Consider the following 25,621-nt stretch of genomic DNA (forward strand, 5'->3'; position numbering starts at 1 on the left):
CCCGCGACGGCGCGGATTCAGCGCGGCTGCCCCGAGTCGGGGCCGGCCGAGGCGTCGGCTGCGGCGCTGAGGAGTTCCGCGACCCGGCGCCGCATGCGCTGCCAGTGCGAGCCCTCCCAGAAGATGCGCTGGCAGCCCTCGCAGCTACTGAAGCGTTGCTGATGCTCGCGCACGTGCGGTGGCAGGCGGTGCGCGATCAAGGCCTTGTCGATCGGGTGCAGCGTCGCGTTGCACTGCAGGCAGCGGGTGAACGGGCGCGCGCTGCGGGCGAGATCGAGACGCTGGAAGAGCTCTGCGGCCTGCTGGGGCGGCTTGAGTGCGTGGACATAGCAGCCGTGGGTGATGCTGCGCCGCTTCAGCAGCTCGCGGTCGCGGGTCAGCACGATGCGGTGCTCGCGCGTGGCGATCGCCACGATCTCGTCGTCGGCATAGTGGTTGTCGTACAGGGTGTCGAAGCCGGTCAGCCGCAGCAGGCGGGCGAGGCCGCCGAGGTGGGCGTCGGCAATGAAGCGGGTGTCGCGCAGCGGGTGCGCGCGCACGCGCAGCAGCGGGCTGATGTCGAAGGTCTCGAAGCGCGGGTAGACGGACACGCGGTCGCCGTCGCGCAGCAGGCGCGCGAAGCCGCAGGACTCGCCATTGACGAGCACGAGCTCGACCTCGGTATGGGGGACGCCGAGGGCCTCGATCATGTGCTTGACGGTGGCGTCGCGCGCGCAGCGGGCGTCGAAGGCCTGGTAGCGCTGATGCGGGGCGAGTAAGTCGTTGAGCTCCTTATAGAAGCGGAAGCGGACGGTGACCGGCGGGACGCCGTCGGCGCTGGACAGGTCTGACATCGGTGCAAGGCGGGTCTGGCTGGACGGGAATTTTGCGCGCAGTGCAAACGGGAGCAGGATAGCGCGTGGCGGCGGCCTGCGTCGTCGCACCGCGTCCTCGTTCGCAACCGGCGTACGGCTGGCGCACCCCGTTCATGGAGCGTCGACAGATGAAGATCCGATCCATCCTGCTCAGCGTTGCGGGCGTTCTCGGCGTGGCCGTGGCGCTCCTTGTCCTCAGCGCCGCCCCCCTGGCGACCGACACCCAGGCGCAGGGCCTGCCCAGCCTCGAGCCGCCGGAGTGCATGTGCTCGCGGGGCGTGGAGCTCGGCACCTCGCGCAGCGCAGCATCCACCCTGCACAACTGCCAGTGCGGCGGCCTGCAGTGCGTCGTTCATGCGCAATCGGGCCAGCTGCAATGTCGATGACTGGCACAGCGGACTCCCCTGCGGCGGACGATGGCTTCGACCTCGATCGATTCGTGCGCGCCCAGCAAGGGGTGATCGACGAGGCCCTCGCCGAACTGCGCCGTGGGGAAAAGCGCACCCACTGGATGTGGTTCGTGTTCCCGCAGCTGGCGGGCCTCGGCCTCAGTCCGACCGCGCAGCACTATGCGATCCGCAGCCTCGACGAGGCACAGGCCTATCTGCGTCATCCGCTGCTGGGGGCGCGCCTGCGCGAGTGTGCGCGGGCCTTGCTGGCCTTGCAGGGCCGTAGTGCGGCACAGATCCTCGGTTACCCGGATGAACTCAAGCTACGCTCGTCGATGACGCTGTTTGCCGCGCTGCCGCAGGCCGATCCGCTGTTTGCGGCGGTGCTTGAGCGCTATTACGGTGGCGTCGCCGACGAGCGTACGCTGCGGCTGCTTGGACGCGATCGATAGGGGGCATGGCCATGAAACCACGCATCAGCGTCATCACTCTGGGCGTCGACGATCTCGAGCGGGCCGTCGGCTTCTATCGCGACGGACTCGGCTGGCCTACCGAGGGCATCGTCGGCGCGGAGTTCGAGCAAGGCGCCGTTGCCTTCTTCGATCTGCAGCCCGGGCTCAAGCTCGCGCTCTATCCGCGCGCGAGCCTCGCGCACGACGCGGGTGTGGGGCTCGAACGCGGTGCCGCGCCGGCGGGGGCGGTGGAATGTGCGCTCAGCCACAACGTCGCAAGCCGCGAGGAAGTCGATGCCGTGATGGCGCAGGCCGCGGCGGCGGGCGCCCGCCTCGCGATGCCGGCCCGAGTCGTCTTCTGGGGTGGCTACGCCGGTTACTTCCAGGACCCCGACGGCCACCTGTGGGAGGTGGTGTGGAATCCCAAGTGGCCGCTGCCGGATGACTGAGCGCGCGCCCTGGCTTGCCCGGACCGGCCGTCATGGCCGGAAACCATCGGCCGGCGTCCTTGTCCGTCACTAGCGCTTCATCCTCGCCGGCCGCGGCCTGTCGCCGCGCCCCCTACAATGGTTCGCCCTCGAGCCCTGAGCAAACACCAACCTCCATGTCGCTGCGTCGCACTCCCGTCATCGCCCTGAGCCTGGTCGGCCTCGCCGCCGTGGCCGCCTTCGCCTGGTATGCAAACCGTGGATTACCCGGTCAGTCTCCCGTCGCCGGATCGGCGCCCGCGCCGGCCGCCATCGCCGGGGCGGGGAGTGGTGCGGCGGCGCCGGTGCTGGTCGAGGCGCACACGGTGCGCACCCAGGTGCTGGCCGACGACGTGTCGGCCGTGGGCTCGCTGGTGTCGAACGAGTCGGTGGTGCTGCGGCCCGAAGTGCCGGGGCGGATCGCGGCGATCCGCTTTCGCGATGGCGCCGCCGTCCGGCGCGGGGACGTGCTGGTGGAGCTCGATGCCGCCGTGCAGCGGGCCGAACTGCAGCAGGCGCGTGCCAACCTGACGCTGGCCGAATCCAACTTCCGCCGCAGCCAGGATCTGTTCGCGCGCAAGTTCGTCAGCCAGAGCAGCCTGGACAATGCGCGCTCGCAGCTCGAGGTGGCGCGTGCCGGCGTCGCGCTGGCCCAGGCGCGGCTCGAGCGCATGCAGATTCGCGCACCCTTCGATGGCATCGTCGGCATCCGCAGCGTCAGTCCCGGGGACTACGTGAAGGACGGCGACGCGATGATCAACCTCGAGGACATCGCGACCCTGAAGCTCGACTTCCGCCTGCCCGAGCAGTACCTCGACCGCGTGCGCCGCGGCCAGGTGGTCGAGGTCTCCAGCGACGTCCTGCCGGGCGAGCGCTTCGAAGCCACCGTCGATGCGATCGATCCGCTGGTCGATGCCCAGGGGCGGGCGGTGCGCCTGCGCGCCAACCTGGCGAACCCGGACGGGCGGCTGCGCCCCGGGGTGTTTGCGCGGGTGCGCCTGATCCTCGATGAGCGCAGCGACGTGGTGGTGGTGCCCGAGGCCGCGCTGGTGCCGGCGCCGGGCAATGTGCAGTACGTGTATCGGGTGGTCGATGACAAGGCGCAGCGGGTCGAGGTGCGGACCGGCGTGCGCCGCAGTGCGATGGTGGAGATCGTCGACGGCCTGCCGGCCGGGGCGGTGGTGGTGACCGCCGGCCAGCTCAAGCTGCGCGACGGCGCGCCGGTGAGGCTGGCGACCGCGCCCGGCGGCGTGGCGCTGGCGACGGACTGAGGCGGACGCGATGCTTATCTCCGATATCTGCATCCGCCGTCCGGTGTTCGCCACCGTGTTGTCACTGCTCGTGCTGCTGGTGGGGATGATGTCCTACTCGCGCCTCACCGTGCGCGAGTACCCCAATATCGACGAGCCGGTGGTGACGGTCGACACCAATTACCGCGGCGCCAGCGCCGAGATCGTCGAGTCGCAGGTCACCAAGCCGCTGGAGGATTCGCTCGCCGGCATCGAGGGCGTGGACGTGCTGTCCTCGATCAGCCGCCAGGAGCGCAGCCAGATCACCGTGCGCTTTCGCATCGAGCGCGACGCCGACAGCGCCGCGGCCGACGTGCGCGACCGCGTGTCGCGCGTGCGCCAGCGCCTGCCCGACGACATCGACGAGCCGGTGATCGCCAAGGTCGAGGCCGATGCCAGCCCGATCATCTGGGTTGCGTTCTCGTCCGATCGGCACTCGCCGCTGGAGATGAGCGACTTCGCCAGCCGCGTCATCAAGCCGCGCCTGCAGACCCTGCCCGGGGCGGCCGATGCGCGCGTGTTCGGCGAGCGCCGCTATTCGATGCGGATCTGGCTCGACCGCGATCGCCTCGCCGCCTTCGGCCTCACCGTGCAGGATGTGGAGGACGCCATCCGGCGCCAGAACGTGGAGCTGCCGGCCGGCCGCATCGAGAGCCGCGAGCGCGAGTTCGCGGTGGTGGCGCAGACCGACCTGGTCGAGCCGGCGCAGTTCGAGGCGGTGGTGCTGCGCCAGGCCGGCACGCCCGACGCCTACCCGGTGCGCATCCGTGACGTCGGCCGCGTCGAGGTGGCGCCCGAGAGCGAGCGCACCTCGGTGCGCTTCATGGGGCGGCCGGCGATCTCGATCGGCCTCATCAAGCAGGCCACGGCCAACCCGCTCGATCTCAAGCGCGGCCTGGTGGACATGCTGCCGCGGCTGGAGGCGGAGCTGCCCGAGGGCATGTCGATGACGATCGCCAACGACACCACGGTGTTCATCGAGCGCTCGATCGACGCGGTGTTCACGACGATATGGGAGGCGGTGCTGCTGGTGGCCGGCGTGTGCCTGTTCTTCCTGCGCAACTGGCGCGCCATGCTGGTGCCGCTGGTGACGATCCCGGTGTCGCTGGTGGGAGCGTTCACGTTGATGTTCGCCTTCGGCTTCTCGATCAACACGCTGACCCTGCTCGCGCTGGTGCTGGCGATCGGGCTGGTGGTCGACGATGCGATCGTGGTGCTGGAGAACATCTACCGCCACATCGAGGAGGGCATGGAGCCGGTCGCGGCCGCCTTCAAGGGCGCCAGGGAGATCGGCTTCGCCATCGTGGCGATGACGATCACGCTGGCCGCGGTGTATGCGCCGGTCGCCTTCATGACCGGTCGCACCGGCAAGCTGTTCACCGAGTTCGCGCTGACGCTGGCGGGGGCGGTGCTGGTGTCGGGCTTCGTCGCCCTCACCCTGTCGCCGATGATGTGCGCCAAGCTGCTGCGCCACGAGCGCAAGCATGGGCCGGTGTACAACGCGATCGAGGGCTTCCTCGGCGGCCTCACTGCCGGCTACCGCAGCGTGCTGTCGGCTTCGCTCAAGCTGCGCTGGCTGGTGATGCTGGTGTTCGCCTGCGTGGCGGGCAGCTCGGTTTGGCTGATGGGCCAGCTCAAGAACGAGCTCGCGCCGCTGGAGGACCGTGGCCGCGTGATCGGCCTGTTCACCGGTCCGGAAGGGGCGACGCTGGAATACATGGCGCGCTATGCGCAAGAGCTCGAGGACATCTACAGCAGTCTGCCCGAGGTCGATCGCTACCTGGTGATCGCTGGCAACCCGACCCTGTCGCAGGGCATCTCCTTCGTCGGTTTCGAAGACTGGGACCTGCGTGAGCGCAAGTCGGCCGAGATCGCCGCCGAGCTGCAGCCGCGCATGCGCGCGGTGACCGGGGTGAATGCCTTCCCCAGCCTGCCGGCCTCCTTCGGCCAGAGCGCGCGCTCGCGGCCGGTGAGCTTCGTGGTGTCGACCTCGGAGAGCTATGAGGATCTGGCCCGGGTCGCCGATACCTTCCTCGATGCGATGCGCGACAACCCCGGCTTCGTGTCACCCGACACCGACCTCAAGCTGACCATGCCCGAGCTCGCGGTGGAGGTCGATCGCGACCGCGCGGCGGACCTTGGCGTGGCGGTCGACGTCATCGGTCGCACGCTCGAGACCATGCTCGGCGGTCGCCAGGTCACCCGCTACAAGCAGGACGCCGAGCAGTACGAGGTGATCGTGCAGGTGGCGGCCGACGACCGCCGCGATCCGCGCGATATCCGCGACATCTATGTGCGCGCGCGCAATGGCGACATGGTGCCGCTGGCGAGCGTGGTGAAGGTGAGCGAGCGCGTCGCGCCGCGCGAACTCAACCACTTCGGCCAGCGCCGTTCGGTGACGATCTCGGCCAACCTGACCCCCGACTACACTCTGGGCGAGGCCTTGCAGTGGATGGAGGCCACGGCCGAGCGCCTGCTGCCGCCGGGCTACGGCACCGACTACGACGGCCAGTCGCGCGAGTTCAAGTCGAGCTCGGCCAGCCTGGCCCTGGTCTTCGTGCTCGCGCTCGCCTTCATCTACCTGGTGCTGGCAGCGCAGTTCGAGAGCTTCCGCGATCCCTTCATCATCATGCTCACCGTGCCGCTGTCGATGACCGGCGCTCTCGGGGCGCTGTGGCTGACCGGCGGTACGCTCAACGTGTACAGCCAGATCGGCCTCGTGACCCTGGTCGGCCTCATCACCAAGCACGGCATCCTGATCGTGGAGTTCGCCAACCAGTTGCGCGAACAGGGTCAGGCGCTGCGCGAGGCGGTGGTGGAGGCGGCGGTGCTGCGACTGCGTCCGATCCTGATGACCACCGGGGCGATGGTGCTGGGCGCGATTCCGCTCGCGCTCGCCACCGGCGCAGGCGCCGAGAGCCGCCAGCAGATCGGCTGGGTGATCGTCGGCGGCCTGCTGATCGGCACCTTCTTCACCCTGTTCGTGGTGCCGACGGTCTACACCCTGCTGGCGCGCAAGGAGCGGGAGATGCCGCAGGCCGAACCGCAGGCCTCGACGGCGTGATCCGTTGGGGGGCGTGGCGCGTCGCGCCCCTGTTGCAGGTCGCCGTGCAGTTCAGCCGAACAGGTAGGGGAACAGGCGCTTGCGCGTCTCCTCGTCGAGCGCCTTCATGCGCGCCACATTGCGCTCGGGGATGGCGTCGACGTCCGGGTAGTGCTCGATGACCTGTTCGAGGCTGTCTTCGCGGATGATGTGCAGCAGCGGCCAGGGCGAGCGGTTGGTGAGGTTGCCCGGGTCGTCGGCCTCGGTGTCGGCGAACTGGTACTGCGGATGGAAGCTCGCCACCTGCAGCTCGCCTTCCCAGCCGAACTGCTCGACCCACAGGTCGACGGCGTCCAGGAAGTCGTTGTAGTCGGCGAAGTCCTCGAGCATGTCCGGAATCGCCAGCAGCGTGGTCTCCAGTTCCGCCGCCGGGGTGTCGGACAGGCGCTCGAGCTCGGCCTGCAGGTCGTTGAGCAGGGCCTCCTCGTCGCTGGCGTGGCTGACCGCGATGCGCACGCGCTTCTCGCGTCGCGGCCTGGCGGCAAAGGGACAGAGTTCGAGGCCGATGACGACCTCGTCGAGCCACTGCTCGACGTCGGCGATGATCTGTTCGTCCATGGGATGGGCTCCGGCAGGTTGGAAAGGATTGAGCAGCCAGGCGAGGCTCAGGCGTGCAGCAGGCGCAGTGCGGCCTGAAGCACGGCGCCGGCGAGATCGGGGCGCAGGCAGTCGAGCTCGACGAAACCCGGCCAGGTGTCGCGGAACTGGCGCTGCCAGGTGAGCTGGCGCTTGGCAAGCTGGCGCGTGGCGGCGATGCCCTTGAAGCGCAGTTCATCGTAGCCGATGTCGCCGTCGAGGTACTCCCAGGCCTGGCGATAGCCCACGCAGCGGATCGAGGGCATCGCCGGATCGAGCTGGTAGCGACGACGCAGCTGGCGGACCTCGTCAACGAAGCCCGCGTGCAGCATGGCGTCGAAGCGCTGTTCGATGCGCGCGTGCAGCGCGCTGCGGTCTGCAGGGGCCAGCGCGATGGGTAGCAGGCGGCAGGGCAGGGGCGCGTCTTCCTTCTTCGCGTAGCTCTCGGCCAGCGGCCGGCCGGTGAGGCGGACGATCTCGAGCGCGCGCTGGATGCGCTGCGCGTCACCCGGTTCCAGGCGTGCCGCGGCGTCGGGGTCGAGGCGGGCGAGCTCGGCATGCAGGGCCGGCCAGCCACGCAGTGCCGCCACCTCGTCGATGGCGCGGCGCAGTCCGGCGTCGGCGGCCGGCAGGTCGGACAGACCGTCGCGCAAGGCCTTGAAGTAGAGCATGGTGCCGCCGGCGAGCAGCGGGATCTTGCCGCGGGCGTGGATCTGCGTCATCAGCTCGATGGCGTCGGCGCGAAAGCGCGCGGCGGAGTAGGCGTCCTCCGGCGATACGATGTCGATCAGGTGATGCGGGCAGGCCGCCTGTTCTTCCACGCTTGGCTTTGCGGTGCCGATGTCCATGTCGCGATACACCAGCGCGGAGTCGACGCTGATGATCTCGACCGGCAAGGCCTTCGCCAGCGCCAGCGCGCACGCGGTCTTGCCGCTGGCGGTGGGGCCGAGCAGCAGCAAGGCGGGCGGGAGAGGGGCTGAGAGGGCTTCGTTCAAGTGGCGTGGGGCAAACCAGGGCGCGGTCGGCAGGGCAAAGGTCGGGATTATCGCGTAGCGGACCCATCGGCTGCTGCACAAAATTCGAGCAAGGCGTGATTGGTCAGCGCCGACAGATACTTGCGGTGCTTATCCACAGCTTGTCCCAAGCTCTTCTCACGGTCGCTGGGGAAAACGCAGCACGGCCGACGGGGCGGTGCCGCAGGTGCTGAGCTTGTTGGCGTACATCGCGTGATCGGCGTGGCGCAGCAGGCTCTCGGGGCTGTCGCCATCGTCAGGGAAGAGGGCGCTGCCGATGGCGCCACCGGCGCTGTGCGCACCCTCGGCGCCGGCGAGTGCCGCGAGCGGTTCGTCGAGCACGCGCGCGATGTGCAGCCGCACCTGTTCCAGGGCTTCGCGGCCGGCGACCGGGTCGGTGAGGATCACGAACTCGTCACCGGCGTAGCGCGCGACGAAGTCACTGGCGCGCACATTGTCGGCGAGGCGGCTGGCGATCTCCTGCAGGACGCGGTCGCCCGCCTCGTGACCGAAGCTGTCGTTGATCTCCTTGAAGCGGTTGAGGTCGATGAAGAGCACGCCGACGTGCGGATTGCGACGGTCGCCGCGCGCCCGCGCAAGCCGGTGCTCGAGCTGCTGCAGCAAGGCCTCGCGGTTGGCAATGCCGGTGAGGCGGTCGGTACGCAGGCGGTCCTGCATGCGCTCGAAGCTGCGCGCGAGCTCGCCGAGTTCGTCGCGGCGAGTGATGCCGACCGGCGTCTCGAGGTCGCCATCGCCGATGCGACTGGCGACGGCGGCGAGCCGGCGCAGGTCGCGCGACACCCAGTTGAGGATGCCGAAGCCGATCGCGACGGCGACCAGCACGGCGATCGATGCGAGCAGCACGGTACGGCGCACGTTGTCGATCACGCCGCCAAGGAAGTCGCTGGCGGGCATCGCCACCACCATCACCCAGTCGAGCCCGGCCTCGTCACGGATGCGGTCGATGGCGGCATGGACCAGGCTGCCTTCGGCGTCGTGGAACTCGAACACACGCGGCAGGCTTTCGTCCCCGCGTGCGGCGATCCGCTCGCGCACGATCTGATAGGACGCGCGCAGCAAGGCATGCTCGCTGCTGCCCGCCTGTAGCCGGCCGTAGCCGCCGCCGGGCAGGCTGACGACATTGGGGCTGGCCGAGGACGCGATCAGGTTGCCGTCGGGCTCGACGATGTAGGCGACGCCATTGGGCGAGACCTTGAGGCGGCCAACGAAATCGTTGAGGGCCTTGAGCGCGACGTCGGTGGCGACCACGCCCTCGAACAGCCCGGCCGGGCCGAGCACGCGTCGGGCACGGGTGGCGACAAGTTGCAGGGTGCCGAAGTCGATGTAGACCGAAGTCCAGGTGTGGCCGTCGGCCGTCTTGCCGTCGGCGTACCAGGGGCGGCTGCGCGGGTCGAACAGGCTGCTCTCGCGGCGCACGAACTGCAGGTGGCCGTCGAGCCCGCTGAAGCGATAGATGGCCCGGTGCTCGTCGGCGCGCAGTTTCATGCGCAGCTCGACCTCCTCGGCGCCGTGCCGATACAGGCCCAGGCCCTGGCCGGCCTCGTTGCCGTAGTACACGTAATTGTTGGGGTCGGTATGGATCGAGGTGGCGACCCAGAAGCGGTTGCGGATGTCGTGGAAGTCCTGCTCGATCGTCGGCGGGGCAGGCATGCCGTCCGGAAACGCGGACTCGAGAACCGCACTCGAGCCGACGATGTGCCGGTCCACCGCCTGCGAGATGCGGCTCACGGTCTCGAGCAGCAGCTGTTCGGACACCGTCGATACCGCCCTGCTGCCCGCGGAGTAGGACAGTACGCCAAGCGCCACGGCAAGGCCGACGACGAGCACGACGTACGGCACGATCAGCACGAGCCGCAGCGAGACGGACTGGAGGAGGCGGGTCGGCATGGCGCGCGGGGTCCGTTGGTCAGGTTGAGGGGCGATCACGGAGGACCTTGATTCTCGGGCCTTCGCGCATGGCCTGCAATACGCATACGTACGCGACGGTCCTCGCGTCTGGCACGCCTGCGGTTATGATTGCGCCTCGCTTTGATCCTGCTCTAATCCTGAACTCCCCGGAGGGTCGTCTTGAAGATCTTTTCGCCGCTGTACGCGCGGGCGATGGCGTGGTCGCGGCATCGGCGCGCGCCGTGGTTCCTGGGCTGGCTGAGCTTTGCCGAGTCGTCCTTCTTTCCCATTCCGCCCGACGTGATGCTGGCGCCGATGAGCCTGGCCAATCCGCGTCGCGCGCTGTGGTTTGCCTTGCTGACGACCTTGACCTCGGTGGCGGGCGGGCTGTTCGGATACCTGATCGGCTACTACGCCTTCGATGCGATCGAGCCCTGGTTGCGCGACAGTCGCTACTGGCCGGCCTATCTGCGTGCGGTGGAATGGTTCGAAGCCTGGGGTTTCTGGGCGATCTTCGTCGCCGGCTTCTCGCCCATCCCCTACAAGGTGTTCACGATTGCGGCCGGCGTGGCCTCGATGGCCTTGCTGCCGTTTACCATCGCCTCGCTGATCGGCCGTGGGGCGCGCTTCTTCATCGTCGCGGCGCTGATGGCCTGGGGCGGTGCGAGCATGGAGGCGGTGCTGCACAAGTACGTCGATCGCCTCGGCTGGGCAACGGTCGGCGTGGTGCTGATCGGGGTGCTGGCGTACCGGATGTGAGGCCGGGCCCCGGTGCGGCCCTGTGCCGCCGGGCCAGTGCCGCCTATTGGCCGCGCATGAAGAGGCGATCGAGCTCGGCCATGCTGAACTGGGTCCAGGTCGGCCGGCCGTGGTTGCACTGATCGGCACGCTCGGTGGCTTCCATGTCGCGCAGCAGGGCGTTCATTTCCGGAATCGTCAGCTGGCGGTTGGCGCGCACTGCGCCGTGGCAGGCCATGGTGGCGAGCAGTTCGTTGCGCCGCGCGGTGACGACCTCGGTCGCGGGGAAGTCGCGCAGCTCCTGCAGCAGCTGACGCATCAGCTCGGCGACGGGCGCGTTGGCGAGCAGCGCCGGCACGCTGCGCACGGCGAGCTCCTGCGGACCGGCGGCGCTGACGTCGAAGCCCATGCCTTCGAGCACGTCGGCACACTCCTCGGCGGCGGCCATGTCCTTGGCGCTGACCGAGAACACCGCAGGGATCAGCAGGCGCTGGATCGACGGGCGGCCGTCGAGCACGGTCTTGAGCTTCTCGTAGAGGATGCGCTCGTGCGCGGCGTGCATGTCCACCAGCACGAGGCCGTTCGCGTTCTGCGCCAGGATATAGACGCCGTGCAGCTGGGCGAGCGCGAAGCCGAGCGGCGGCGCGCTGCCGCCACCGGCCGCGAAGGTGGCGGCCGGCCCGGAAGGCGTGGCCGGCGTCTGCGCGTCCTGGTCCGCCGTGGGCGGGCGTGCGCTGGCGGCAAAGTCGAAATACGAGCGGCTCGCCGCCTCCATTGCCAGCCGGCCCTGCTGCGCAGCCTGCGGCCAGCTGCGCAGCCCGCTCTGCGCGCCGCTGGCGGTCGGATTGGGGGGCGATGTGGCGGCGCCTGCCGCCCAGTGCGCCGCAAGGCTGGAGTCCGCCGCCTGCGGCGCGCCCGCCTCGCCGCGGCCGGCGCCGGATTCAGCCAGCACGCGCTTGAGCGCGTGATAGACGAACTGGTGCACCGCCCGCGCCTCGCGGAAGCGGACCTCGATCTTGGCCGGATGCACGTTGACGTCGACCCCGGCCGGGTCGATCTCCAGGAACAGCGCGTAGGCCGGGTGTCGGCTGCCATGCAGGATGTCGGCGTAGGCTTCGCGCACCGCATGGGTGAGCAGCTTGTCGCGCACGAAGCGGCCATTGACGAAGAAGTACTGGGCGTCGCGGCTGGCGCGCGAGTAGGCCGGCAGGGACACGAAGCCGCCCACACGCAACGCGCCGCCCGCGGCCTGCACCTCGCGCGCCTGCTGCACGAAGTCGTCGCCCATCAGCGCGGCCACGCGTGCCGCCGCCGGGCCGGGCGGCAGGCGGTGGATGACGCGGCCATTGTGCGCGAGCTGCAGGCCGATATCGGGGCGCGCCAGCGCCACGCGACGGAACATGTCGTCGCAGTGGGCGTACTCGGTGGCCTCGGTCTTGAGGAACTTGCGCCGTGCCGGGGTGTTGAAATAGAGGTCGGCGACCTCGACCACGGTGCCGTGGTTGAGCGCGGCCGGGCTCAGGCTGCGGTCGCTCGCATCGATGCGCCAGGCGTGGCTGGCGCCTTCGGCACGGCTGGTGATCGTCGTGCGCGCGACCGCGGCGATCGCTGCCAGGGCCTCGCCGCGAAAGCCCATGGTGCCGACGCGCTCGAGGTCGTCGAGGCTGGCGATCTTGCTCGTGGCGTGGCGTTCGAGTGCGAGCGCGAGTTCGTCGCGCTCGATGCCGCAGCCGTCATCGGCGACCCGGATGCGGCGCACACCGCCTTGCTCGAGCTGGATCTCGATCGCGCGCGCGCCGGCGTCGACCGCGTTTTCCAGGACTTCCTTGAGGACCGAGGCCGGACGCTCGACGACCTCGCCAGCGGCGATCTGATTGACCAGCAGGTCGGGCAGGCGGTGGATGCGGGACATGTGGGGGCGTGCAGGAGGAGAGCGCGCATTATATCGGGCGGCCGGGGCTGCCGCCGGCCCTGCGATCGTCGGGTATGATCGGGCCCGGATTCACAGCGGGGATGGCTGCCGATGAGCGAGGCGGACGACGGCGGCGCGGCGTGTCCGCGCCGCGCGCAGGCGGGGGGTGGCAAGCTGGGCCTGGCGCTGCTCCTGGCGCTGCTGATGACGCAGGCTGGCTGCTCCTCGCCGGGTACCGCGCCGTCCGAGCAGCGGGCGCGCGGCTTCGACCTGCGACAACTGATCAAGACCGACATCAATCGTGTCGCCGAGCGCCACCAGCAGCATGTCTTCGCCAGCCTGCGTCGGCTGGCCGACAAGCTCTACAAGCGCAACCCGGCCGAGTGGCGCAAGACCGGCGCGGCGAGTGCGGAGGTCGCGATCTCGCGCATCTTCGATGAGAAGCACCGCTGGCGCTTTGCCGAACTCGGCAACCGGCGCGATCTGCAGTCCATGCAGATCGCGCTGCACCCGGATTTTCGCGGCGACCGCGTGCAGGCGCTGATCGTCGGCCTCGCCAGCATGGTGCAGGCGGCGCTCGGCGATCGCGAAGTTTTTTACATGCTGGATGATCTGGAGCCCCAGCACCTCTACAATGCGGCCCGCAACGTCGAAATCGTGGCCTGGAAGCTGGCCACGGCACGCGATGCGAGCGGCAATCCGCTGCTGTTGGCGAACGAGATCGGCGAAGTCACCAATCTCAGCTTCGAACGCGAGTTCGGCCGCATCATCGGTCTGCTCGACGTGCTTGCCGACGTGGTGGAGGATGAGACCGAACGTACGGTGACGCGCGTGGTCCAGAACCTCACCACCGCGGTCTTCCTGCCGGTGTATTGAGCCGGTGGCGCTCGTGTCCGCGCGGCCCCGCGTGTTCTCCCTCAGTTCCTTGGTTTTTCAATGAAGTCCATCGTCATCCTGATTTCCGGTCGCGGCAGCAACATGGAAGCGATCGTCCAGGCGCGCATTCCCGGCGCACGTATCGCCGCGGTGATCAGCAACCGGCCCGAGGCCGAAGGCCTGGCCTTTGCGCGCGCCCACGGCATCGCCACCGCCGTGGTCGATCACCGGGCGCATGCCGACCGCGCGGCTTTCGACGCCGCGCTGGCCGCCTGCATCGACAGCCACGCACCCGACCTGGTCGTGCTCGCCGGCTTCATGCGCCTGCTCACGCCGGGCTTCGTGCGCCACTACGAGGGCCGCCTGCTCAACATCCATCCCTCGCTGCTGCCGGCCTTCACCGGTCTCCACACCCACCGCCGAGCGCTCGAGGCCGGGGTGCGCGTGCATGGCGCAACGGTGCATTTCGTCACTGCCGAGCTCGATTGCGGCCCGATCGTGATCCAGGCCGTCGTGCCCGTGCTGCCCGACGACGACGAGCCGGCGCTGGCGGCGCGCGTGCTGGCGCAGGAGCATCGCGTCTACCCGCAGGCCGTGCGCTGGTTCGTCGAGGATCGCCTGGCGTGCGATGCCGGCGGGCGGGTCGTGGTGCACGCGCCGCCGGCCGCCGCTGCGCTGGCGTGGGCGGTTCCGCCGCTCGAGGCGGAGACGGGGGGCGCGGCGTGATCCGGCGCGTATTCCTCGGGCTGCTCGTGGTGTGCGCCGCGGCGCTGCCTTTGCGGCTGCAGGCCGGATCCGGCGAGCCGCCGCCTGCGGGCAGCATCCGCTTCGACGTGCATTATGGTTCGCAGGGCTTCAAGGTGGGCGAGGCCAGCCACCAATGGACGCTCGCCGACGGGCGCTACGAGCTGCAGTTGACGCTGGAGGCGCGCGGCCTGGCCGGGCTGTTCGGCCTGCAGTACGCTCAACGCAGCGTCGGCACCCTGGATCGCAGCGGCCTGCGCCCCGAGCTATTCACCGTCGATCAACGCGGGCGCAAGACGGAGTCGGCGCACTTCGACTGGAAGGCCGCGCGCGTGAGCATTCGTCGCGATGGCGTCGAGCGGCGCGCGGGCGAGATCGGCGCGGGTGCGCAGGACTTGCTCAGCCTGTGGCATCAGGCGCGCCGCATCGCGGTGGGCCAGGAGCCCGCGCGGCTGACGGTGGTGACCAGCAAGAGCGTGAAGAAGGCGGTGCTCGAACCGCTGGGCAAGGAAACGCTGAGCCTGCCGATCGGCCGTGTCGAGGCTTTGCGTGTGCGGGCCTATGCCGAGGAAGGCGGGCTGGATATCGATATCTGGCTGTCGGAGCAGCACGGCTTGTTGCCGGTGCGTATCCGTATCGAGGATGAAAAGGGCGGGGTGCTCGACCAGCGTGCGGCGCAGGTCGATGTGGGCAGCCCCGGAACCGCGGCAGAAACGAAGACGAAATGACATGAACAAGAACAGCAATTCCCGCCGCTCCGCGCGGCCGAGCAAGCCGGCCAGCACGGCCCGAGCCGCGGCTGCCGAGGTGCCCGAGGGCGCCGTCTCGCGTGTGCTCTTCATCCAGGCGACCCAGGCCCTGGGGGCGGTGCTCGCCTTCGACTACCCGGCCGATGCGGTGTTGTCGCGCCACTTTCGCGACAACCGCGAACTGGGCCATCGCGACCGCGGCTTCATCGCCGAGGCGGTGTACGGCGTGCTGCGCCGGCTGCGCTGGCTGCGCCGGCTGGCGGGGGCCGAGGCGACGCCGCGCATGCTGCTGCTGGCCTGGTTTGCACGTGGCGAGGGCTGGCCGATGCGTAACTTCGAGGGCCTGGTGAGCGCCACCGAGCGCGACTGGGTGGCCAGCGTGAAGGCCGCCGAGGCGGGCGAGATGTCGCTCGCCGAGCGGGTGGATCTGCCCGACTGGCTGGCCGATCGCCTGCTGGCGCAGATGGACGAGGGCGAACTGGTGGCGCTTGCGCACGGGCTCAATCGCCCGGCTCCGCTCGATCTGCGTGTCAACCTGATGAAGAGCGACCGCGATGCGCTGCTCGTCCGCCTGCAGGCCGACGGCATCGCCGCCACGGCCGGCCGCCTTTCGCCGCAGGCCATCCGCCTGGCGGGCAAGCCGGCGCTGCAGAAGCACCCCCTGTTCCTCGACGGAAGCTTCGAGGTTCAGGACGAAGGCAGCCAGTTGCTCGGCCTGCTGGTGCAGCCGCGGCGCGGCGAGCTGGTGGTGGATTTCTGTGCCGGCGCGGGCGGCAAGACCCTGCAGCTGGGCGCCATGATGCGCTCCACCGGGCGGCTGTACGCCTTCGACGTGTCGGACAAGCGTCTGGCAAAGCTCAAGCCGCGCATGGCGCGGGCGGGCTTGTCCAACGTGCATCCGGTGCTGATCGCGCATGAGTCCGATGCCAAGGTGAAGCGCCTGGCGGGCAAGGCCGATCGCGTGCTGGTCGATGCGCCGTGCACCGGCCTGGGCACGCTGCGCCGCAACCCCGACCTGAAGTGGCGCCAGTCGCCGGCCGCGGTCGACGAGATGGTGGCCAAGCAGGGCGCCATTCTTGCCGCCGCGGCGCGTCTCGTCCGTCCCGGCGGACGCCTGGTGTACGCCACCTGCAGCCTGCTGGCGGAGGAGAACGACCAGATCGTCGACGCCTTCCTCGCCGCCCATCCCGAGTTTCGCCCGCTGTCGGCCGAGTCCATCCTGGCGCAGCAGCACGTGAGCCTGGAGACGGGCGAGCGCCTGCGCCTGCTGCCGCACCGGCACGATACCGACGGCTTCTTTGCCGCGGTGATGGAGCGCGCGGCCGCAGTCCAGACCGCTGCCGGCGAGGCCGCGGGTGAGTGAACGGCGCCGCTGGCGCGGCGCGCTGGCGGTGCTCGCCGTGCTGGGCCTGAGCGCGGTCGGCAACGCCCACGCCAGCCAGCGCTTTGCTGCCGAAGGCGAGATCGAGATCGCTTTTTCGCCGCGCGACAACACCGAGAAGGTGCTGATCGACCTGATTGGCAACGCGCGGCGCAGCCTGAAGGTGCAGGCCTACGTCTTCACCAGCCGTGCCATCGCCGACGCGATGGTGGCGGCGCATCGGCGGGGGGTGAAGGTGGAGGTGCTGGCCGATGCGAAGATGAACCGGCGCGAGAAGGGCAACGCCATCCCGCGTCTGCTGGCGGGGGGCGTGCCGGTCGCGTTCGAGACGCGCTACAACGCCGCCCACAACAAGGTCCTGATCGTGGACGCCGAAGGCCCGGGCTGCGCGGTGCTGACCGGCTCCTACAACTTCACCTGGTCGGCCCACAATCGCAATGCCGAGAACCTGCTGATCGTGCGCGGCCACTGCGCACTGGTACGGGCCTACCGCGACAACTGGCAGCGCCACCGCGCCGAGGCGACGCCGGTGCGCTCGCTGCCGTGGCGGCCCTGAGGCCCGGCAGCGGGCCTCAGGGCGCGTCGGCAGTGGAACGTGGCGGCGCACAAGGAGTCAGAGTCAGGTCGCGGCGCGCCCGTCCCCACCGGGTGTGCCGCGCGGGCTGTCGATGCGGCGCGTGGCGCGTCGCGCCTGGCGTAGAATCTTGATGCTGTCTTTCTGAAGGATATTCATCCGCATGATTAACGGGTTGTTCGATCTTCCCTGGTGGGGCTACGTCATCGTGGCCCTCGTGCTCACCCACATCACGATTGCCGCCGTCACAATCTTCCTGCATCGCCATCAGGCGCATCGGGCGCTGGACCTGCACCCGATCCCGAGCCATTTCTTCCGCCTCTGGCTATGGCTGACCACCGGCATGGTCACGCGCGAATGGGCCGCCATCCACCGCAAGCACCACGCCAAGTGCGAGACGCCCGAGGATCCGCACAGCCCGCAGACGCGCGGCCTGCGCAAGGTGCTGTGGGAGGGCGCGGAACTGTATCGTGCCGAAGCGAAGAACGAGGACACCCTCAAGCGCTACGGCCACGGCACGCCCGACGACTGGCTGGAGCGCAACGTGTATCGCCATTCGGTGCTGGGGGTGTCGATCATGCTGGTGATCGACGTCATCGCCTTCGGTGCCATCGGGCTGACGATCTGGGCCGTGCAGATGGTGTGGATCCCGTTCTGGGCGGCAGGCGTGGTCAATGGCGTCGCCCACTTCTGGGGCTACCGCAACTACGACTGCAGCGACGCCTCGCGCAACATCCTGCCGTGGGGCATCCTCATCGGTGGCGAGGAGCTGCACAACAACCACCACAGCTTCGCCACCTCGGCCAAGCTGTCGGCCAAGTGGTACGAGTTCGACATCGGCTGGATGTACATCCGCATGCTGGAGATGCTGGGCCTGGCGAGGGTCAAGAAGACCATCCCGAAGCCGCGCCTCGGCGAACTGAAGCCCGTGCCGGATCTCGATACTTTGCAGGCGATCGTCACCCATCGCTACGACGTCATGACCAACTACATGCGTTCCCTGAAGAAGGTCTGCGCCCAGGAGCTCAAGCGCCTGCAGCGTGCCGGGGCGGAGGGGCTCGATGTGCGTGCCGCCCGGCGCTGGGTGCTGTCCGGCGAGGCGCGCCACCTGCGCGAGGAGCAGCGCCAGCAACTGCAGGCGGTGGTGGGGCAGAGCCCCGCGCTGGCGACCCTGGTGTCGATGCGCGAGGAGCTCGCTGCCATCTGGGCGCGCTCGAACGCCAGCCGCGAGCAGTTGCTCGCCCAACTGCAGGCCTGGATCGCGCGCGCGGAGCAGAGCGGTATCGCCCAGTTGCAGGAGTTCTCGCTGCGCCTGCGCCGCTACGCGGCCTGAGCCCGGTCAGGGCGCCAGATAGCGCGCGAACAGCTTCGCCATCGGCTTGGCGGCGCTGGAAAGCGGCATCCCGCGCAGGCGCAGGATGCCGAAGCACATCGGCGGCGGCAGGGGCGTGACGTGCATGCACTGAATGCCGTGGCCGACCAGCCTGTCCTCGAACAGGCGTGCCGGGCCGATGCCGATGCAGTCGGTGCGCTGCATCAGTTCGAGCATCAGCATCGTGGATGCGCAGCGGATCATGTGCCTGGGTGGCGGCAGGCCTTGTTCGCCGAGCCAGGCCAGCAGGCTGCGGCCGAGGCTGCCGGGGCTCAGGTTCATGACCCATTTCGCGTCCTTCAGCTCCGCCCAAGTGGTGGCGCCAGCGAGCGGATGGCCCTCGCGCGCCGCCAGCACGGCCTCTGAAGGGCCGAGCGGCTCGAAATCGATCTCGTAGGGCAGGTCGGCCGGGTCCGCGACGGCGATCGCAAAATCGAGCCGGCCTTCGATCAGATCGGGCAGCACCTGGGTCAGCAGCCCTTCGGTCAGATGCACCTCGACCTCGGGCTGCAGCTGTTCGTATTCGCGCAGCACCCGCGGCAGTACCAGTGCGCCTGCCATCGGGGTGACCGCAATCACCACCCTTGAACCGGCGCCGCCATGCAGCAGGCGGACCTCTTCGACCGCCTTGTCCAGGATAGACAGTGCCAGCCGGGCACGAGTGAGCAGCACCATTCCCGCCGCGGTGAACTCGATGCCCTTGTAGCTGCGGGTCAGCAACGGCGCGCCGACGTCTTCCTCGAGCTCGCGCAAGGCCTTGGTCAGGGCGCTCTGGCTCAGGTTCATCGCCCGCGCGGCAGCGCGGATCGAACTCGATTCCGCCACATGCACCAGTGCTCGAAGTTGATGGTCTTTCATCGGCTGGTTCCGTGTTCGCGTTGGGCTGCTGCTGGCGCAACGTATCGCCTTCCGGGGACGGTTTCAACCGATTCGCGCGGCCTTGGGGGGTGATTCCGGATGGTGGTCATCGCGGACAATGAAATGCCTTATTTTTTGTAGGGGAATCTCTAGGATGAGGGCGTTGCAATTGTTCAACCCGCTTCCATCAGGAGATCGCCATGACAGCCATTGCGGGTACGGCCCCCAGTACCACCTACCAAGGTACGGACAAGCTTCTTTACGGCATCATTCTCGGTGTCATCACCTTCTGGCTATTTGCCCAGACCACGCTGAACATCGCACCGGACATGCAGCGGGACCTCGGTCTCGATGCCAGCATGATGAACATCGCCGTCGCCATCACGGCCCTGTTCTCTGGAATCTTCATCGTCGTCATCGGTGGTCTCGCCGACCGCGTCGGTCGCGTCAAGACCGTCATGATCGGCTTCTATCTCAGCATCATCGGGTCACTGCTGATCGCGATCGCGCCCACCGGCGACCTGGCGACGGCCTTCCTGCTGGTCGGCCGTGCGCTGCAGGGCGTGTCGGCGGCGTGCATCATGCCGGCCAGTCTCGCGCTGGTGAAGGCCTACTGGGATGGCTCGGCCCGTCAGCGCGCGGTGAGCCTGTGGTCAATCGGTTCCTGGGGTGGCTCGGGCGTGTGCTCGCTGTTCGGTGGCCTGGTCACGCAGAACTTCGGCTGGCGCTACATCTTCTTCGCCTCGATCGTCGTCGCCGTCATCGGCCTGCTGATGATGAAGGGCACGCCGGAAAGCAAGGCCGAGACCAAGGGCGCCTACAAGTTCGACCTGGCCGGCGTGCTCACCTTCCTGATCGCCATGGTGGCCCTGCAGATCGTCGTGACCCAGGGTAACAAGATGGGCTGGACCAGCCCGACCATTCTTGGCCTGATTGCCGCGGTGATCGTTTTCGGTGGGCTCTTCTTCCGCATCGAGAACACGATCGGTCAGCCCTTCGTCGATTTCAAGCTGTTCCGCAATCCGACCTACACCGGCGCTACGATTTCGAACTTCCTGCTCAACGGCGTTGCCGGCACCCTGCTGGTCTCGCTACAGCTGGTTCAAATCGGCGGCGACATGACCGCGCAGCAAGCCGGTACGCTGACGCTGGGCTACGCCGTTGCGATCATCGCCTTCATCCGTGTCGGCGAGAAGCTGCTGCAGCGCTTCGGTGCCCGTAAGCCGATGATCTGGGGCTGCCTCATCACCGGTCTGGCGATCGTGCTGCTGTCGCCGGCAAACCTGCTGCTCGGCGACTACGAGATCCTCGCCATGATCGGCTACACCCTGTTCGGTGTGGGTCTGGCCTTCTATGCAACGCCTTCGACCGACGCCGCGCTGTCGAGTCTCCCGGCCGATCAGTCGGGCTCCGGCTCGGGCATCTACAAGATGGCCTCGTCGCTCGGTGCCGCCTTCGGTGTGGCGATCTCCGCGGCGATCTTCACCGCGCTCAGCGCCAACCCCGACAGCATCGCCTGGCTTGAAGGCGTGATCACCTTCCAGGGCCGCCAGGACAACCTGCCGGTGCGCGAGGCCGCGATCATCGCCCTGATGTTCAACGTGCTGATGGTCGCCGGCGCAATCATGTCGATCATGCTCACCATCCCGAAAGCCGGTGCGAAGAAGGCCTGAGGCAGCGCCAGCACCACCCATCCCCGCTCTGCGCGCCCCGCCTCTGGTGCGTGTCGCGCGCAGAGCCTGCCCGGGCTGATCGCCTCAGTCCGAGAGGCCCGGGCCAGTTTCCTCAATGTCTCAGATTTCGATCAGGAGTCATCATGAACACGATCTTGAATGCACTGGCGGCCGATCAGGAACAGATGAAGGCTTGGCGGCACCACATGCACCAATACCCCGAAGTGGCGTTCGAGGAGCACAACACCGCCCGCTACCTTGCCGAACTGCTGCGCGGCTGGGGTTACGAGGTCACCGAGAACATCGGCAAGACGGGCCTGGTCGCCAGGTTGCGCTGCGGCGATGGCCAGAAGTCGATCGGCCTGCGCGCCGACACCGACGCGCTGGCCGTGCAGGAGATGATCGAAGGCACACACAAGAGCACCATCCCCGGCAAGTCCCACACCTGCGGTCATGACGGCCACAGTGCGATGCTGCTCGGCGCGGCCCAGTACTTGGCGCGGACGCGGGCCTTCAACGGCACGGTCAACCTGATCTTCCAGCCGGCGGAGGAGATCATGGGCGGCGCGGTGGCGATGATCAAGGACGGGCTGTTCGAGCGCTTCCCGATGGACGCCGTGTTCGGCATGCACAACATGCCAACGCTCGAGCGCGGCAAGCTCTACTTCACCGCCGGGCCGGTGATGGCCGCGGTGGATAACTGGGAGATCGTGCTCACCGGCAAGGGTAGTCACGGCTCGATGCCCGAGAAGAGCATCGACCCGGTGGTGGCAGGGGCCTCGCTGGTGATGGCGCTGCAGACCATCGTGTCGCGCAATGTCGCACCGAAGGACTCCGCCGTGGTCTCGGTCGGCGCCTTCCTGGCGGGTGACGCGGGCAACGTGATTCCGCAATCGGCGACCCTGCGCCTGAGCATTCGCAGCAGCGCGCCGGAAACGCGCAAGCTGGTGCTCGACAAGGTGAAGGCCATCACCGCGGCGCAGGCCGTGTCGTTCGGGGTCACGCATGAGATCCGCGAAGGCGCGCCGGGTGCGGTGCTCGTCAATGACCCGGCGCTGACGGCTGAATGCGCGGACGTCGCGCGCGCCCTGCTGGGTGAGGAGCAGGTGGTGATGCCGGGGCCGACCTTCATGGGCAGCGAGGACTTTGCCTACTACGCGCAGCAAAAGCCCTGCACCTACTGCTTCATCGGCAACGGCGACACGCCGATGGTGCATCACCCGCTGTACGACTTCGATGACCGCAACCTGCCGATCGGGGCGGCATACTGGGTGGCGCTGGCGCAGCATTACCTGAAGTAAGCTGCCGCACGCGGCCTTCGACTGCTGGGATCAGGCGCGGATCGCGTCTGCCCAGCAGTTTGGCGTTTCATAGAGCCGCACGCGCTCAAGCCGCAGGTGGTTGCCGTAGCTGTCGCGGTAAGCGGGGTCGAGAATGCGGAAGGCCTCGGCGGCGAGGTTCTCGGCCGTGGGCACCACATCGAGCACGACCGTCTTGTGACCGGGCACGGTCGCGAGAAAGTCGATGACGACGGTGTCGCCGCGGTAGGCGAGGAAGGCGTGATCCCACTCGCTGACGACGAGCTCGTTGGCGATGCGCTTGACGTCGGCGAAATCCATCACCATGCCATTGACCGCCAGGCCGTCGGCCTTGATGATCTCTCCGGAAAGCGTGACCTCGATGGCGTAGCGGTGGCCGTGCAGATGGCGGCATTGGCTGGCGTGATCGGGGATCCGGTGTCCGGCATCGAATTCGAGACGTCGGGTGATGCGCATGGCTGACCTCTTGGAAAGGGCGCGGAGTATAGCACCCCGGAGGCGGCTTCGGCCCTTGGCCTATTCCGCAAGTGATTGAGCAGACGATGATTTCCGATTCCTCAAGGCGCCCGCAGGCGCTCTCCTTCCGCAACCACGACCGCGACCTGGCCGGGCTCACCTACGTCTATGCGGTGCTGTCGCGGCGCGCGGGCGGCGTGTCGGTCGGCATCAACCTGAACCCCAACAATGCCTGCAACTGGCATTGCGCCTACTGCCAGGTGCCAGGGCTGGTGCGCGGCAAGGCGCCCGAGATCGACCTCGCGAAGCTCGAGGACGAGCTGCATGGATTTCTCGGCGACCTGGTGCAGGGTGAATGGATGCTTCGTTTCGTGCCGCAGGATATGCGCGTGATTCGCGATATTGCCTTTTCAGGCAATGGCGAGCCGACGAGCGCCAAGGCGTTTCCCGAGGCGATCGAACTCGCGATCCGCTTGCGGGCGGAGTTCGGCCTTGCAGCCGAGCAGGTACCGCTGCGCCTGATCACCAATGGCAGCCTGATGGGGCAGCCCGACGTGCTGGCTGCGGTGGGGCGGCTGGCCGAGGCAGGGGGCGAGGTCTGGTTCAAGGTCGATGCCGGCACGGCGGAAGGCATCGAGCGGGTGAATGGCGTGCAGCTGGAGCCCGCCTCGGTGGCGCGCAACCTGGCGCGCTGCGCCGCGGCATGCCCGACCTGGGTGCAGACCTGCATGTTCCGCTGGGATGGGGCGGGACCCTCGGCGGCGGACATCGAGGCCTACCTTGCGTTGCTCGAAATGGCAGATCTATCGCGCCTCGAGGGCGTGCTGCTTTATGGTCTCGCCCGTCAATCGATGCAGCCGGAGGCGTCGCACCTTTCGGCGCTCAGTGCCGAGGAGCTCGAAGCAATCGCTGGACACATGCGAAAAAAAGGGCTGACGGTTCGCGTCAGCCCCTGACCAGCCGCGCCATGCGCTCAGCGCTCCTTGCGCTTGGCGCGCGCTTCCTTCTTTAGCGTCTTGTACAACTCGGGGTTGGTTGCCTTCAGGTATTCGGCGACATCCACATCTTCGCGCTTGACCTTGTTGATGTCGATCTGCTCGACATGCACCAGGCGCAGCAGGGCCTGAACCGGGCGCGGGATGTTACGACCACTTTCGTAACGGGAGCCGCCACTCTGCGTGACGCCGATCTTGGACCAGAACTGTGACTGGTTCAGGCCAAGTTTCCGGCGAATTTCGCGAACATCGAGCTTTTCTGTGCTTTTCATCGCAAATTCCTCGTGGGTGGACCGACGCAAACCCCGCTGGGCGAGCGTTGTGCCGGATCCGGGTCTAAGTGTCACCTATGACCTAAGTCATAGGATGCGTGAAGTATAGTTCACTATTCTTTCAACATACAAAGAAGATTTTGTCGAATTTGCTGAAGACGTGGATTACTTCACATCGTTGAGTTTCAGCCCGCGGTTGTCGAGCAAAAATTTCTACCTTTGGATAGAATTATGGGCTTTATCCACTGGCACTTGGATACGACAATGGCACTAATAGTTCAGAAGTACGGCGGCACTTCAGTGGGGGCGCCCGACCGCATCAAGAACGTCGCGCGCAAGGTGGCGAAGTTCCGTGCGGCAGGCCACCAGGTGGTCGTGGTCGTATCGGCGATGAGCGGCGAGACCAACCGCCTGATCGCGCTGACGAAGGAGGTCGCCTCGAATCCCAGTCCGCGCGAACTCGACGTTGTCGTGTCGACCGGCGAGCAGGTCACGATCGGCCTGTTGTGCATGGCGCTCGAGGACATCGGCGTGCCGGCGAAGAGCTACACCGGCGCGCAAGTCAAGATCCTGACCGACTCGCTGCATACCAAGGCGCGCATCCTCAACATCGACGAGGCGCCGATCCGTCGCGATCTGGACGAAGGCAAGGTCGTCGTCGTCGCGGGTTTCCAGGGTGTGGACGAGAACGGCAACATCACCACGCTCGGTCGTGGTGGCTCCGACACCACCGGGGTGGCGCTGGCGGCAGCGCTCAAGGCGGACGAATGCCAGATCTACACCGACGTCGACGGCGTGTACACCACCGACCCGCGCATCGTCCCCGAGGCCCGCAAGCTCGACACCATCACCTTCGAAGAGATGCTGGAGATGGCCAGCCTCGGTTCGAAGGTCCTGCAGATCCGCTCGGTGGAATTCGCCGGCAAGTACAAGGTCAAGCTGCGCGTCCTCTCCAGCTTCGAAGATCGCGAAGGCGAGGGCACGCTCATCACCGTTGAGGAAGACAAGAAAATGGAACAACCCGTCATCTCCGGCATCGCCTTCTCGCGCGACGAAGCCAAGCTCACCGTGACCGGCGTGCCTGACAAGCCGGGTATCGCCTACCAGATCCTGGGGCCGATCGCCGATGCCAACATCGACGTCGACATGATCATCCAGAACATCGGCCATGACGGCTGCACCGACTTCTCGTTTACCGTGGCCCGCGGCGACCTCGCCAAGGCGCTCACCGTGCTCGAGGGCGTGCGCGCCCACATCGGCGCGCGCGCCGTCGAGAGCGACAACACCATGTGCAAGGTGTCGATCGTCGGCGTGGGCATGCGCTCGCATCCGGGCGTGGCCTCGCAGATGTTCCGCACCCTGGCCGAAGAGGGGATCAACATCCAGATGATCTCGACCTCGGAAATCAAGATCTCGGTGGCGATCGAGGACAAGTACCTCGAGCTCGCCGTGCGCGCGCTGCACAAGGCTTTCGGCCTCGACGCGGCGGCCGCATAAAGTCACTGAATCACGTTTGACCGGCAGGCGCGAACTCGCTATGATCGCGCCTTCCTGATGGAGACGTGGCCGAGAGGTCGAAGGCACTCCCCTGCTAAGGGAGCATGCGGGCTAAAACTCGCATCGAGGGTTCGAATCCCTCCGTCTCCGCCAG

General features: G+C 67.9%; 24 protein-coding genes and 1 tRNA gene. 17 read left to right on the plus strand and 8 right to left on the minus strand.

The window, feature by feature from the left end; translation table 11 throughout:
- Positions 1-17 precede the first annotated feature (17 nt).
- Positions 18-833 carry a Mut7-C RNAse domain-containing protein gene (locus PLC66_RS12970; RefSeq protein WP_324541049.1) on the minus strand — a complete coding sequence of 272 codons (816 nt, stop codon included), beginning with the start codon at positions 831-833 and terminating at the stop codon, positions 18-20.
- Between the two features lie 149 nt (positions 834-982).
- On the opposite strand from PLC66_RS12970, the gene PLC66_RS12975 reads away from it, so the two are divergent.
- The 5 genes from PLC66_RS12975 (at position 983) to PLC66_RS12995 (ending at position 6,515) form a co-directional block, all read left to right on the plus strand.
- Entirely contained in the window at positions 983-1,240 is a 258-nt protein-coding gene (locus PLC66_RS12975; protein WP_324541051.1) for a hypothetical protein, read from the plus strand.
- Positions 1,237-1,695, plus strand: coding sequence for a DUF1810 domain-containing protein (locus PLC66_RS12980; RefSeq protein ID WP_324541053.1), 459 nt, complete (start codon positions 1,237-1,239; stop codon positions 1,693-1,695). The genes PLC66_RS12975 and PLC66_RS12980 overlap by 4 nt, the downstream gene beginning before the upstream one ends.
- An 11-nt stretch (positions 1,696-1,706) precedes the next feature.
- Positions 1,707-2,144 (plus strand): VOC family protein, encoded by a 438-nt coding sequence (locus tag PLC66_RS12985; RefSeq protein WP_324541055.1) that lies wholly within the window; start codon positions 1,707-1,709, stop codon positions 2,142-2,144.
- A gap of 155 nt (positions 2,145-2,299) precedes the next feature.
- Positions 2,300-3,433, plus strand: coding sequence for an efflux RND transporter periplasmic adaptor subunit (locus PLC66_RS12990; protein ID WP_324541057.1), 1,134 nt, complete (start codon positions 2,300-2,302; stop codon positions 3,431-3,433).
- A gap of 10 nt (positions 3,434-3,443) precedes the next feature.
- On the plus strand, positions 3,444-6,515 hold the full coding sequence (locus tag PLC66_RS12995; RefSeq protein WP_324541059.1) for an efflux RND transporter permease subunit: 3,072 nt from the start codon (positions 3,444-3,446) through the stop codon (positions 6,513-6,515).
- Positions 6,516-6,566: 51 nt separating this feature from the next.
- Here PLC66_RS12995 and PLC66_RS13000 read toward each other — a convergent pair whose 3' ends face one another.
- The 3 genes from PLC66_RS13000 to PLC66_RS13010 form a co-directional block, all read right to left on the minus strand.
- Positions 6,567-7,112: a DUF1415 domain-containing protein gene (locus PLC66_RS13000; protein WP_324541061.1), complete on the minus strand. Its 546-nt coding sequence runs from the start codon at positions 7,110-7,112 to the stop codon at positions 6,567-6,569.
- A 47-nt stretch (positions 7,113-7,159) separates the two neighbouring features.
- Positions 7,160-8,125 carry a tRNA (adenosine(37)-N6)-dimethylallyltransferase MiaA gene (gene miaA, locus PLC66_RS13005; RefSeq protein ID WP_324541063.1) on the minus strand — a complete coding sequence of 322 codons (966 nt, stop codon included), beginning with the start codon at positions 8,123-8,125 and terminating at the stop codon, positions 7,160-7,162.
- Positions 8,126-8,281: 156 nt separating this feature from the next.
- The gene (locus tag PLC66_RS13010) at positions 8,282-10,051 is read right to left on the minus strand and encodes a diguanylate cyclase domain-containing protein (protein ID WP_324541065.1); all 1,770 of its coding nucleotides are present in this window, start codon (positions 10,049-10,051) and stop codon (positions 8,282-8,284) included.
- A gap of 180 nt (positions 10,052-10,231) precedes the next feature.
- Between PLC66_RS13010 and PLC66_RS13015 the strand changes: the two genes are divergently transcribed.
- The gene (locus PLC66_RS13015) at positions 10,232-10,810 is read left to right on the plus strand and encodes a YqaA family protein (protein WP_324541067.1); all 579 of its coding nucleotides are present in this window, start codon (positions 10,232-10,234) and stop codon (positions 10,808-10,810) included.
- A 43-nt stretch (positions 10,811-10,853) separates the two neighbouring features.
- Here PLC66_RS13015 and mutL read toward each other — a convergent pair whose 3' ends face one another.
- Complete coding sequence (mutL, locus tag PLC66_RS13020) at positions 10,854-12,701, minus strand: DNA mismatch repair endonuclease MutL (protein WP_324541069.1); 1,848 nt, start codon at positions 12,699-12,701, stop codon at positions 10,854-10,856.
- Between the two features lie 204 nt (positions 12,702-12,905).
- On the opposite strand from mutL, the gene PLC66_RS13025 reads away from it, so the two are divergent.
- From PLC66_RS13025 to PLC66_RS13050, 6 genes are all read left to right on the plus strand, one after another.
- Positions 12,906-13,577 carry a hypothetical protein gene (locus PLC66_RS13025; RefSeq protein ID WP_324541093.1) on the plus strand — a complete coding sequence of 224 codons (672 nt, stop codon included), beginning with the start codon at positions 12,906-12,908 and terminating at the stop codon, positions 13,575-13,577.
- Positions 13,578-13,637: 60 nt separating this feature from the next.
- The gene (gene purN, locus PLC66_RS13030; protein WP_324541071.1) at positions 13,638-14,303 is read left to right on the plus strand and encodes a phosphoribosylglycinamide formyltransferase; all 666 of its coding nucleotides are present in this window, start codon (positions 13,638-13,640) and stop codon (positions 14,301-14,303) included.
- Complete coding sequence (locus tag PLC66_RS13035) at positions 14,300-15,049, plus strand: DUF3108 domain-containing protein (protein ID WP_324541073.1); 750 nt, start codon at positions 14,300-14,302, stop codon at positions 15,047-15,049. The genes purN and PLC66_RS13035 overlap by 4 nt, the downstream gene beginning before the upstream one ends.
- Before the next feature lies 1 nt (position 15,050).
- Complete coding sequence (locus PLC66_RS13040) at positions 15,051-16,433, plus strand: RsmB/NOP family class I SAM-dependent RNA methyltransferase (RefSeq protein WP_324541075.1); 1,383 nt, start codon at positions 15,051-15,053, stop codon at positions 16,431-16,433.
- Positions 16,426-17,007 carry a phospholipase D family nuclease gene (locus PLC66_RS13045; protein ID WP_503012204.1) on the plus strand — a complete coding sequence of 194 codons (582 nt, stop codon included), beginning with the start codon at positions 16,426-16,428 and terminating at the stop codon, positions 17,005-17,007. Before PLC66_RS13040 ends, PLC66_RS13045 begins: the two co-directional genes overlap by 8 nt.
- 181 nt (positions 17,008-17,188) lie before the next feature.
- On the plus strand, positions 17,189-18,358 hold the full coding sequence (locus PLC66_RS13050) for a DesA family fatty acid desaturase (RefSeq protein WP_324541077.1): 1,170 nt from the start codon (positions 17,189-17,191) through the stop codon (positions 18,356-18,358).
- A 6-nt stretch (positions 18,359-18,364) separates the two neighbouring features.
- Here the strand turns inward: PLC66_RS13050 and PLC66_RS13055 are convergent, their stop codons facing one another.
- Positions 18,365-19,255, minus strand: coding sequence for a LysR substrate-binding domain-containing protein (locus PLC66_RS13055; protein ID WP_324541079.1), 891 nt, complete (start codon positions 19,253-19,255; stop codon positions 18,365-18,367).
- 200 nt (positions 19,256-19,455) lie between these two features.
- On the opposite strand from PLC66_RS13055, the gene PLC66_RS13060 reads away from it, so the two are divergent.
- Together PLC66_RS13060 and PLC66_RS13065 are read left to right on the plus strand one after the other, a co-directional pair.
- Positions 19,456-20,928 (plus strand): MFS transporter, encoded by a 1,473-nt coding sequence (locus PLC66_RS13060; RefSeq protein ID WP_324541081.1) that lies wholly within the window; start codon positions 19,456-19,458, stop codon positions 20,926-20,928.
- Positions 20,929-21,071: 143 nt separating this feature from the next.
- Positions 21,072-22,229 carry a M20 aminoacylase family protein gene (locus PLC66_RS13065; RefSeq protein ID WP_324541082.1) on the plus strand — a complete coding sequence of 386 codons (1,158 nt, stop codon included), beginning with the start codon at positions 21,072-21,074 and terminating at the stop codon, positions 22,227-22,229.
- Between the two features lie 30 nt (positions 22,230-22,259).
- On the opposite strand, the gene queD is transcribed toward PLC66_RS13065, so the two are convergent.
- Positions 22,260-22,703 (minus strand): 6-carboxytetrahydropterin synthase QueD, encoded by a 444-nt coding sequence (queD, locus tag PLC66_RS13070; protein ID WP_324541084.1) that lies wholly within the window; start codon positions 22,701-22,703, stop codon positions 22,260-22,262.
- An 86-nt stretch (positions 22,704-22,789) separates the two neighbouring features.
- Here queD and PLC66_RS13075 point away from each other — a divergent pair, with 86 nt between their 5' ends.
- Positions 22,790-23,659 carry a radical SAM protein gene (locus tag PLC66_RS13075; RefSeq protein ID WP_324541086.1) on the plus strand — a complete coding sequence of 290 codons (870 nt, stop codon included), beginning with the start codon at positions 22,790-22,792 and terminating at the stop codon, positions 23,657-23,659.
- Between the two features lie 17 nt (positions 23,660-23,676).
- On the opposite strand, the gene PLC66_RS13080 is transcribed toward PLC66_RS13075, so the two are convergent.
- On the minus strand, positions 23,677-23,970 hold the full coding sequence (locus PLC66_RS13080; RefSeq protein ID WP_324541088.1) for a helix-turn-helix domain-containing protein: 294 nt from the start codon (positions 23,968-23,970) through the stop codon (positions 23,677-23,679).
- 264 nt (positions 23,971-24,234) lie between these two features.
- Here PLC66_RS13080 and PLC66_RS13085 point away from each other — a divergent pair, with 264 nt between their 5' ends.
- Together PLC66_RS13085 and PLC66_RS13090 are read left to right on the plus strand one after the other, a co-directional pair.
- Entirely contained in the window at positions 24,235-25,467 is a 1,233-nt protein-coding gene (locus tag PLC66_RS13085; RefSeq protein ID WP_324541090.1) for an aspartate kinase, read from the plus strand.
- A gap of 59 nt (positions 25,468-25,526) precedes the next feature.
- Positions 25,527-25,620: transfer RNA gene (locus tag PLC66_RS13090), tRNA-Ser, on the plus strand.
- The last annotated feature ends 1 nt before the right edge of the window (position 25,621 follow it).

The organism is Thauera sp., assembly GCF_035444905.1.
Taxonomy (GTDB): domain Bacteria; phylum Pseudomonadota; class Gammaproteobacteria; order Burkholderiales; family Rhodocyclaceae; genus Thauera.